Annotated in this window: 12 protein-coding genes and 1 pseudogene; 6 read left to right on the forward strand and 7 right to left on the reverse strand. The window is 72.6% G+C overall.

Annotated features, from left to right (window positions below):
* Positions 1 to 22 precede the first annotated feature (22 nt).
* A complete protein-coding gene (locus ABTZ17_RS22570) occupies positions 23 to 1,378 on the reverse strand; it encodes an FG-GAP repeat domain-containing protein (RefSeq protein ID WP_352197484.1) in 1,356 nt (451 codons plus the stop codon).
* A 27-nt stretch (positions 1,379 to 1,405) separates the two neighbouring features.
* On the reverse strand, positions 1,406 to 2,560 hold the full coding sequence (locus ABTZ17_RS22575; protein ID WP_352197485.1) for a hypothetical protein: 1,155 nt from the start codon (positions 2,558 to 2,560) through the stop codon (positions 1,406 to 1,408).
* Between the two features lie 218 nt (positions 2,561 to 2,778).
* On the opposite strand from ABTZ17_RS22575, the gene ABTZ17_RS22580 reads away from it, so the two are divergent.
* The 4 genes from ABTZ17_RS22580 to ABTZ17_RS22595 all read left to right on the forward strand — a co-directional run bounded on the left by ABTZ17_RS22580 (position 2,779) and on the right by ABTZ17_RS22595 (position 5,419).
* Positions 2,779 to 3,069: a hypothetical protein gene (locus tag ABTZ17_RS22580; RefSeq protein WP_352197486.1), complete on the forward strand. Its 291-nt coding sequence runs from the start codon at positions 2,779 to 2,781 to the stop codon at positions 3,067 to 3,069.
* A 296-nt stretch (positions 3,070 to 3,365) separates the two neighbouring features.
* A complete protein-coding gene (locus tag ABTZ17_RS22585) occupies positions 3,366 to 4,178 on the forward strand; it encodes a phosphotransferase family protein (RefSeq protein ID WP_352197487.1) in 813 nt (270 codons plus the stop codon).
* A 181-nt stretch (positions 4,179 to 4,359) separates the two neighbouring features.
* Positions 4,360 to 4,980 carry a hypothetical protein gene (locus ABTZ17_RS22590; protein ID WP_352197488.1) on the forward strand — a complete coding sequence of 207 codons (621 nt, stop codon included), beginning with the start codon at positions 4,360 to 4,362 and terminating at the stop codon, positions 4,978 to 4,980.
* A gap of 124 nt (positions 4,981 to 5,104) precedes the next feature.
* Positions 5,105 to 5,419 carry a VOC family protein gene (locus ABTZ17_RS22595; RefSeq protein WP_352197489.1) on the forward strand — a complete coding sequence of 105 codons (315 nt, stop codon included), beginning with the start codon at positions 5,105 to 5,107 and terminating at the stop codon, positions 5,417 to 5,419.
* A gap of 384 nt (positions 5,420 to 5,803) precedes the next feature.
* Here ABTZ17_RS22595 and ABTZ17_RS22600 read toward each other — a convergent pair whose 3' ends face one another.
* Positions 5,804 to 6,169, reverse strand: coding sequence for an STAS domain-containing protein (locus tag ABTZ17_RS22600; protein WP_352197490.1), 366 nt, complete (start codon positions 6,167 to 6,169; stop codon positions 5,804 to 5,806).
* Positions 6,170 to 6,479: 310 nt separating this feature from the next.
* On the opposite strand from ABTZ17_RS22600, the gene ABTZ17_RS22605 reads away from it, so the two are divergent.
* Both ABTZ17_RS22605 and ABTZ17_RS22610 read left to right on the forward strand, forming a co-directional pair.
* Positions 6,480 to 6,896 carry an STAS domain-containing protein gene (locus ABTZ17_RS22605; protein WP_352197491.1) on the forward strand — a complete coding sequence of 139 codons (417 nt, stop codon included), beginning with the start codon at positions 6,480 to 6,482 and terminating at the stop codon, positions 6,894 to 6,896.
* A gap of 265 nt (positions 6,897 to 7,161) precedes the next feature.
* Positions 7,162 to 7,455, forward strand: a complete 294-nt coding sequence (locus tag ABTZ17_RS22610; RefSeq protein WP_352197492.1) for a hypothetical protein — start codon at positions 7,162 to 7,164, stop codon at positions 7,453 to 7,455.
* Positions 7,456 to 7,864: 409 nt separating this feature from the next.
* Here the strand turns inward: ABTZ17_RS22610 and ABTZ17_RS22615 are convergent, their stop codons facing one another.
* The 4 genes and pseudogenes from ABTZ17_RS22615 to ABTZ17_RS22630 all read right to left on the reverse strand — a co-directional run.
* The gene (locus ABTZ17_RS22615) at positions 7,865 to 8,272 is read right to left on the reverse strand and encodes a PPOX class F420-dependent oxidoreductase (protein ID WP_352197493.1); all 408 of its coding nucleotides are present in this window, start codon (positions 8,270 to 8,272) and stop codon (positions 7,865 to 7,867) included.
* 258 nt (positions 8,273 to 8,530) lie between these two features.
* Positions 8,531 to 8,752: a hypothetical protein gene (locus ABTZ17_RS22620; protein ID WP_352197494.1), complete on the reverse strand. Its 222-nt coding sequence runs from the start codon at positions 8,750 to 8,752 to the stop codon at positions 8,531 to 8,533.
* A gap of 216 nt (positions 8,753 to 8,968) precedes the next feature.
* A complete protein-coding gene (locus tag ABTZ17_RS22625; protein WP_352197495.1) occupies positions 8,969 to 9,196 on the reverse strand; it encodes a hypothetical protein in 228 nt (75 codons plus the stop codon).
* Between the two features lie 90 nt (positions 9,197 to 9,286).
* A pseudogene (locus tag ABTZ17_RS22630) lies at positions 9,287 to 9,496 on the reverse strand (NADPH-dependent oxidoreductase); the annotation flags it as partial.

Genomic DNA, 9,496 nt, shown 5'->3' on the forward strand with positions numbered 1-9,496 from the left:
GGCCGGGCCGGGGCGGGGGCGGTCAAGACAGGCGGTTGTAGACCTGCCAGCCGGTGCCGAGCTTGGCGGGTTTGCCGAAGGTGCCCTGGCCGGTGCCGTTCAGCCGCCAGATCGTGCCCGCGGTGTCGCGGACGACGAGGTCGGCGCGGCCGTCACCGGTCAGGTCGCCGGCGCCGACCACGGCGTTGTACGACGCGCCCCAGTCCTTGGCGACGAGCCGGAGCGGGCCGAACTTCCCGCCGCCGGCGCCGTACATGCGCCACAGTCCGTTCGACGCGTCTTGGAGGAGCAGGTCGCCGAGGCGGTCGCCGTTGAGGTCGCCCGCGCCGACGATCTTCTTGAAGCCCTTGTAGCCGGTCCCGATGATCAGCCGCGGGTCGAGCTTCCCGCCGCGGGCCGTGTACGAGTACAGGGCCCCGGACTTCGGGTCGCGTGCGACCACGTCGGCCCTGCCGTCGCCGGTCAGGTCACCGGGCGAGGTGATCACGTCGTACGCGTTCCAGCCCTTGCCCAGCACGGTGTGCTTGGTGGCGGGCTTGAGCGCGGCCCCGCAGGCGGGGGTGTACGCGCGCATCGTGCCGTCCGGCATCCGCATCAGGACGTCGTTGCACCGGTCGCCGTCCAGGGTGCCGACGGGCACGGGCAGGACGCCCTTGGGCCATCCCGTGGTCGTGGCGCTGCCGCTGAAGTTCCCGGTGGCCGCACTGCCGTACGCGACGCGCAGGCTGCCCGAGGCGGTGGTCTGGAAGAGGTCCCCGATGCCGTCCGGGGTGCCCGTGCGCGCGCCGAAGTCGCGGTGGACGGCCGCGCCGCCGGTGACCGTGACCGTGCCGGACGCGATCGTCGTCTCCACGGCCGAGGAAGGGCCGTGTGCCGTCAGGCGCCATGCCAGCGGGCCGTTCGGGGGGAACATGCTGGTCGAGGCGCTGTCCCGGCCGTTCCACTTCGGGTTGACGGTGTTCGTGCGCCTGCCGGAGAACCACTCGACGATCCTGCCCGACGTGTTGTCGGTGAGGGTCAGCTTCCAGGAGTCGGCCCGCTGGTTCAGCGTCCACTTCGGGTTCCACACGGTGCTCTTGGGCGTGCTCCCCGCGAGGGCCGCCGTGGCCGGGACGGTGGAGGAAACGGCCTTGATCGGCGGCCGGAAGGCGGTCCGGGAGGACAGCGGTCCCCCGGTCGAGTTCCACAGCAGCGCGCCGGACATGCCGGGACCTGCCGCGACCTCCACAGGCGAGTAGTTGACCGGGCCGGCGTAGGCGGGGTGCGGCACCGGCCTGGCCGTGGACCACTTCTCGTCGGGGGTGGTCCGGGTGGCCGTGACCGGGGTCTCCTGGTCGATCCCCTGCACGGTGAGCCGTTCGGACCAGGCGATCCGCACGGTGCCGTCCGGACCGATGGCGGCGTCTCACGCTCCCGGCAGCCACGGGGTGCCGATCTGCCGGCGCTCCCAGGTGTCGCCGCCCGAGGCCAGCGTGGCGCTGGCGAAGGTGTTGCCGGGGTCCATTCCACTGGCCCACCACCACTCGCGCCACACCAGCGTGACGTCGCCGTCCGGGGCGATGAGGGGCTCCGACGTCGTGGCGAGCGGTGTGTTGCGGATCGGCAGCCGCGCGGGCGTGCTCCATGCGGCGCCGGGACGCTTGACCGAGGCGAACAGGTCCTCGGCGTCCGTTCCCTCGGCCTCCTGCAGCGGCCAGGTGAGGGCGAGCGATCCGTCGGGGCCGGCGCCGGCGTTCGGGGTTCCGGTGCCGCCGATCGGCGCCGCCGCCGGGGCGGGGGCGCTCCAGGTGCCGTCGGTCCCCGTCCGCTCGATCGTCCTGATGCCGGGGAGGCCGTCCTTGACGGTGTGGCGGTAGGCGATCACCGCGTCGCCGGTGGCCGCGACCGCGACGTCCGCGCCGTCGATCCTCCCGTCCGCGGCCTTGACGGTGACCACCGCCACCGGGGCGGACCAGGCTCCGCCGGCGCCGCGGCGGGCCACGTACACGCCGGAGTCCGTGCCGTCGGCGGCTGTCGCGGACCAGACGGCGACGGCGGTGCCGCGCGGGCCTTCCGCCACTTGGAAGGCGCTCACCACACTGCCCGCGTCGTCGCCGAGCAGCTCCTGCGGCTGCGACCAGGTCCCGCCCCGCAGCGCGGCGGCCAGCAGTCGGGTCGCCGGCAGGGGCGTGCCCGGCGCCGAGGCGGCGGACTCGGCCCACGCCAGGGTGGCCCCGCCCGTCGTGTCCGCGGCCACCCGCAGCGGCAGCCGCGGGGTCACGCCCGAGGCCGACAGGCCGGGCCGCTTCCACAGGTCGTCATCGGCGGCGCGCACCGCGGCGGTCAGGTTCCCGCCCTCGCGCCATGCGGCCACGGCCGAGCCGTCCGACAGCGAAGCGAGCTCCATGGCCTGGGGGTTGTGCTCGTCGCCGCCCACCGAGGCGGGGAGGTTCCAGCCGGGCAGGTCGGAGGCGTGCGCCGGCCCCGCGGTGAGCAGCGGGGTGGCGACACCCCCGGAGACGATCAGGGCTGCGGTGGTCACTGCGATGGCCAGCCGGCCACGGCGGGCGGATGTGCCCATGAAGAAATTCCTTCCCCCGTCAAAAGATCTTGTGATCAGGGCGTTGGACCAGCACGGGGAGAGGATGGTTGTACGGGTCGGAGGAATCTCTCGTACGTACGAGATCCCGGCCACCCCACCGCAGCCGCCGCACCTGATCGGACGGTGTCCCTCGACCAGGAGGGTGAAGAGGGGCCCGGACGGGCGTGACGGCCGCAGGCCGGGACAGGTGACCGGGCATGACTCCTTCCGTCCTCCGGGCCGCCGCGGTAGCGGTCCTGCTCTGCTCGACCCTCGTCGCCGCACCGGCCGCCGCCGCGCAGACCGCGCACGTTCCGCCCGCGCCTGGTGCCCCGTACGTCGACCGGCCCTGCGAAGCCGGCGACGGCGACAGTCCCTTCGAGCCCACCATGGAGGCCGCGGAGGACCTCCTCGACCGCTTCCTCGGCGAAGGCAACCCCATCAGCGAGCAGGTCATCGACGAGGGCGCGGATGAACTCCTCGACGAACTCCTCGGCACCACCTGCTAGAGGAACCACCCCGGCCCCCGTCGGCCGAGTACGCGGAGAGCGTGCAGACCGACGGGGGGCCCGGCATCCGTGGGACAGGTGTGCCTGAACGCACACCGGGCTTCAGGCGGGCGAGAGCACGGATCGTTGTGCTCCGCAGGATCGGGACGGGCGGCTACGGTGGTGGGCATGGTGATGGAAGCGCGCAAGCCGCCCGCGCGGCCGGTGTCGAAGGTCCCGCCGAACCGGCCGCCGACCGAGCCCCGCAAGCCGTTCCCCCCGACTCCGCCGCCCCCGAAGTCCGGGCGGGCCTGACCGTGAAGGTCGTCCGGGCACCCTACGACGAGCTCCCCGAACCGGTCCGCCGGACCCTGACCGACCGCTTCGGGGCAGGCGCGGCCCGCTCGGACATGGAGACGGGCGAAAGCTCGGGACTGGCCTGTCTGTTCACCCGCCAGGACGGGTCACAGGAATTCGTCAAAGGCCTTCCCCTCGACCACGACCGCATCGACGAGCTGCGCACCGAGATCAAGGTCAACCCCCACCTGCCCGACTTCGCCCCCCGCCTGCAGTGGACCGCGCGGGCAGGCGCCTGGCTCCTGCTCGGCTTCGAAGGGCTGCGGGTGACACCGTGGGCGCACTTCGCCCGAGGCAGCGAACACCTGCAACCCGTCAGCCACGTCCTGCGCCGACTGTCCACCGTCCGCGCCCCCGACGTGGGCCTGCGCACCCTGTGGGACCGCTGGTCCGAGTACTGCGACCCCGCCGACCGGCCACTGCTGACCGGCGATCACCTCGTCCACGGCGACCCCGCCGCCACGAACTTCCTCCTCGACCACGACCGCAAGGCGTGGCTGGTGGACTGGGCCTGGGCCGCCCAAGGCCCGCCCTGGGCCGACACGGCCCTCTGGGGCCTGCGCCTGACCCTGGACGGCGACCACACACCCGAACAAGCCGCCGCCCTGGCTTCGACCGTCCCCGCGTTCGCCTCCGCACCCCGTGAGGCGGTCCGGGTCCTCACCGAAGCCGAGGCACGCTCGTGGGAGGACTGGCAGGCCTTCGGCATGCCCGACCTCGACGAGACCGTCAAAGCCGCCCGCGCCTGGGCCGACCACTGGCGCCAGACCTGACGGGGCCGCTCGCCCGCGCCGCGTGCCGAGCGTGACGCGCGGCGAGGCGAGGCGTGCTGGGAGCGTGCGGACTCCGGACAACAGCACCTCCGTTACCTCCGCTGGCAGCGGAAGCGACCTTCACGAACTGTCAGCGACAGTTTTTCTTGTCGCTCGGCATGGCGACAGGTAACCTTGTCGCATGAACGATGCGATCCCGACCCCTGACAGGAACGACGAGAACTTCTGGGCCACCGTGATGACCCTGGTGGAGCCCGCCTGGTCCGAGCCCACCGAGGGCGACTCGTTCGCCATGGACGACAAGGTGCTGGAGGCCGTCCGGGCGCTGGCCGAGGGCATCTCGACCCGTGCTCTCGCCTACCGCGCCGCCGACAAGCCCTTCGACAGCGCGCTGATCGCCGCCCCCGATGTGCAGCTGGCCATGCTGAGGTCGCTGTACGAAGCCAAACTGTCCGTCGATCGACTGGCCGAGAGCGCGGCCACTGTCGCGGGCCGCAGCGGAGCCAACTACGCGCAACTGGGCGCGGCCTGGGGCGGCATCAAGCGCCAGTCGGCCCGACTCAAGTGGCCGCACGCGGTGGCCAAGAAGGCGGCCGGCGAGTCCGTCCCGCTCCAGTACGCGGGCGGCGCCGCCGTCATCCACCATGACCCGGATGCCGACGCCTGGTGGTTCACCGCCACCGCCGCGGACCAGCGGGAAAAGGAGTCCGAGGCCGTCCACGCCTCCTCCGCCGAGGCCATCGCCGGGGCGACGGAGTTCCTTTTGTCGCACACCCTTCCCGCCCGTGAGGCGCGGGCCTGACTTCGCCACCGCAGCCACGCGAAGCGTGGGGGCCGGCTCCCCGTGCCGACTCCCACGCCCCCGCCTCCGGGCGCCGGGCCGTTTTCGCCCACACCTGTCCGCGTCGATGAAGGTCAGGAACCCGATGAGTGCACCCGACCTGCCCGGCGTGACCTTGCTGGTGCTGTACTCGCCGCGCCTTGAGGAATGCCGACGGTTCTACCCGGACCTGGGCCTGGACTTCGTCGCGGAGCGGCACGGCCGGGGCCCCGACCACTACGCCACGGTCCTTCCGAACGGCATGGTGTTCGAGCTCTACCCGGCCCGCCCTGGACGCCGCACGGACGCACTGCGCCTGGGCCTTGCCGTCAACGGCATCGGAGCCAATCCGCCGCTCACCCCGGGACGCCACGTCCTCACGGACCCCGACGGCCGCGCGGTCGAGGTCCACGCGATCTGAACCCTGAAGGGATGGATCCGGCCGGGTCGGCGACGCGGCGGCGGTCTTGATCATCTGGCCCGTCGCCGTGGTTGCGCCGGGCCGCCCCGGGCGCGGAGCCGTGCTTGTCCGACCGCATGAAGCGCCGCTGTTCCGCAGTCGGGTCCGGACCACCGGTGCCTGACGAACAAGGGCGGCAGCCACGGCAACGGCGTCTACCTCACCCTGTGGCGCTGCGCGGGCGACTACCCCACCGAGCAGCGCTGGATCTTCGACTTCGCGGCCTGACCGAGCCCCACACCGCCCGACCGCGCCGGGCCCGAGGACCGGGCCCGGCGCCGTGCGCGTGGGAGGACGGGAGTGGTGGCCGGTGTCAGTCCGCGGACCCGACCGGCGCGGTGCGATTCACGCGGCGGCCACGTCCGGGAGCGCGGTGGCCGAGAGCGCGGCGGCGGCCTGCGGGCGGGACGGCCGGATGACCAACTCCTCGCGGCCCGCCTGGGCCTTCAGCGCCCGTCGCGTGCCGGCCTCCGTCGCGATGACGGCCATCGGCGCTCCCGAGGAGTGGCACATGCGGTGGGTCCGGACGACGGCGCTCACCGCGGCCGTGCTCAACGGAGCATCGGAGAGTTCCAGCAGGACGGGCGCGGACGGGTGGGCGCCCAGGTAGCCGTTGATCGCCTCCACGGCCTCGGCCCGGCCGGCGATGTCAAGGTCGGCCCGCAGGCGGACAATCAGGACACCGTTCTCGGTCACGTCGAAAGGCAGCACGGGCACTCCTCGTTTCCACGAGCACATGGGTGGGCTGTCCCGCGGATGCCCCGTCCGAGCCGCGTCATGCGCGCCGTCGCGGCCTCCGGTGAGCCCGGGTGGTCGGCTCTCGGGGTGGGCGGGGCGCCGGCCGGAGGAGTACGTTGGTGGTAGCCGTTGGTGTGACCCGTGCTGCCGCATCCCTCCCTGAAAGGGGTGGGGTGCCTCCGGTTCGGACCTCCTCAATCCTCGCGGCCACCGATTCGGTCGCGTACTTCCTTTCCCGTCCTCGCGGAAAGGGGAGGGCCCCCGACCAGCCGGGATGGCAGCCATGACCGAGCACACCCCGTTCACCCCCCGTCCGCCCACCGGCCCGTCCGCACGGGGCCGCGCCGTCGTCGAACCCGTCCCCGGGATACCGGGCCGCTCGTGGATGGTGTTGTCGGGCGAGTTCGACATCGACTCCCGCGACACGCTCCAGGACGCCCTCCGGGCCGCGGTCGTGGCCGCCGAACAGGCGGGGCCCGAGCTGTTGCGGGTGGACGTCACGAGGGTGACGTTCGCCGACTCCTCGTTCCTGAACTCGCTGCTGGTCATGCGGGAGCGCATCGTGCTCGCGGGCCCGCTCCCCGGGCAGTTGTCCCATCTGCTGACCCTGACCGGGACCGCACCCTTGTTCACCTACACCACCGGTGGTGACTCGGTGACCGACCGTGGGGGCAGGGTGAGGGAAGGAGCGCGGGTGTGAACACGCGAGGTCAGCGGACCGTGTCCCTCACGCGCCTACCCCACGACCTGCCAGGGCACCCACGGCACAGGGAGGACTTCGACTCCCCCATCCAGCAGGGTCCGCTCTTCCCCTCGACCCTCGCGGTGGGCACCACTGCTGCGATCGGGTCAGCGCGGTACGGCGGTTCACGACCGGCCGCGAGGCTGCCCCCGCGCCAGGCACTCCGCGACCCGGAACGAGAAGCCTGTGGTAGATCGTGTCCGCCGGGGGTACACGCGCTCGCATGGCACCGAAGAGCGAACTCCTCATGTCCCTGCGGGCCGTACGCCAGTTGCGTCGGATCCGCGCGTTCTACGCGGCGGGTGGCCTGCTGTGGCTGGCCGCGGCGGTCTGGTCGGGGTGGGCCCATCCCGGAAGCCGGCAGATGTGGGTCAGCCTTCTGCTCCTGGCGGTCTTCGCCGGGCTCCTCGCGACCACGTCGGTTCTCCTGTTCCGTCTCCCGAACGCCCAAAAGCACGAGGTCGCCCGTCACGCGGCACCCCGGCGGGCGGGCACTCCCCGCCCCGCGGGTGCCTGAACCCACCCCCCGCCTCCGGCGGTGCCGCCGGTACCTCCCGTGGGCCTTGGTCCCGCTGTTCTCGGGCATCATCCGACGTCGGTCGGGGTCGCGCCGGTGTGTGCGGGTTCGCGTGCCGCCCGGCCACGAGGCCATGAAGCCGGGCTGCCTCGCCCGGACCGGCGGCGCCTGTGTCGGCGACCGGCCGGTCGCCGACACAGGCTCGCCATCGGCCTCGCGTGCGCCGTGTTGCCCGACTATCGCCGTGACCGCGTGACCGCGTGACCGCGTGACCGTTGGGGCCGCCCGCACCGGTTGACCGGGCCGGCCCGCAGTCCCTCCTGACGGGATCACGTGGATTCGACGGTCCCGGTGTCGGCCGCCGGGTCCTGCCCGTCCCCGGAGCGCCCTCGACCCGCGGGTGGGGCTGTCACAGGGAGCCGACGACCTTGCGCGGGGTGACGCGGACGACCACGCGCTCGGCGTCGTCCGCCGACGCCGGGTTGAAGTCGGCGTAGTCCTTGCCGGTGTACTTGCGGGAGAGCGCGTTGATGAGTTCCTGTCCGCCCTCCGTGGTCAGCTCCGTGGTCCCCCGGACCTCGGCGTAGGTGTACGGCGCGTTGGCAGGGTTGATCATGACGGTGATCCGGGGGTCGTTGCGCAGGTTCTTCTCCTTTCGGCGGCCGATGGTGGTGGAGATGAGCAGGTCGTCGCCGTCGCGGGTCAGCCAGGTGACCGACAGTTGGGGGCTTCCGTCCGGCTGGACGGTGGCCACGGTCGCGAAGACCGGGGTGTCGTCGATGAGCTTCTTCAGATCGTCGGAGAGTTCGGCGGACATGGTGCGGGTTCCTTCCCTGGGTCGTTCGCTGTCCCGGGCCCAACTGCCGACAGGGGAGATCGGCAACGGGTATCGGGGATCCGGCCGCTTCCACTGCACGTCTTCCGTCCCCGAAGGAACCTCGGGCGGGTGCGTGGCGCCCTGGTGTCGGACCCGGACCCGGAGCGGCCGCTGAGGCCGCGGCGGGGTGTTGACGTGCTCGTCGCGGATCTGATTCGTGCCGGGCCGACCGGTGTCGGCATCGCTGATCGGACTCGACTACCTGCGGTCCCCGTCCCCGGAACCCGTGCCCTGCCCCGCACCCGGCTCGTCCGGGCCCGGAGGCGCCGACTGCTCGTCGTCCTCCTCGGCCGGGGGACCGCCCTTGGCCCGCTCCTGCTTCGGTCCGGCAGGAAGATCGGGTGCCGGGAAGCGGGCCGGTAGGTCAGGGGTGAGTGCGTGACGGCTGGCAGGTATCGGGCGCGGCGTCTCGTCGGCCATGCGGTGACCACTCCTTCGTCGTGTGCCTGTACCACTTCGTCTGCCCCGGCTGTCGTCGTGCAGCAGCACCATCGAGGATCCGGGCCCGGGCGGCTCCACGCCCGCATCGTGGGCGCAGCAGGGCGTGGTCAGGTGGTGAGGAGGCCTTGGCGGAGGTTGCCGAGGGTGCGGGCGAGTATGCGGAAGACCTGCATCCGCGAGATCCCCCGACGGGCCTCAGGCTCCGTCCGGCTTCTCGCTCTTGTCCTTGTGGCCCTGGCGGCGCTGATGTGCCGGGGGCTGGGCCTTCGGGCCGGGTGTGAGGGCGTCGTCGGCTTCGGCGTCGCGGGCGCCGCCGGGAATGATCGCTTCTTCGGCTTCCTTGCGTGCTTCCTCGTCGCCGGCTTCACCCGGTGCCTGGGACGGCGTGGTGCGCGGATGTTCGTTCTCGTGCTTCTCGACCACGGAGGACTCCTGTTCTCCGGCGGAGGGGGCTGCGGTGGCGCGCCGGTCCCCGGGGACCTGGGACCGGGGACCTGGGACCCGGGCCGGGTGTCAGGCGGGCGGGTAGTTGTTGCGCTTGAGGCGGCGGGCGAGATGGGCGGTGTTCGCGGCGAGGGTCCTGGTGGTCGTGGCGGTCTTCTCGGGGGTCTTGTCGAGGTCCTGGTAATCGGTGCCCTGCATGGCTTCGCCGACCCAGTAGGTGACGGCGTTCGGCGCGAGGGAGAAGCCCACGTCGTTGAGGCCCTGGAAGAGGTCGGCGCT

The organism is Streptomyces sp. NPDC097619 (genome assembly GCF_040302735.1).
GTDB lineage: Bacteria > Actinomycetota > Actinomycetes > Streptomycetales > Streptomycetaceae > Streptomyces.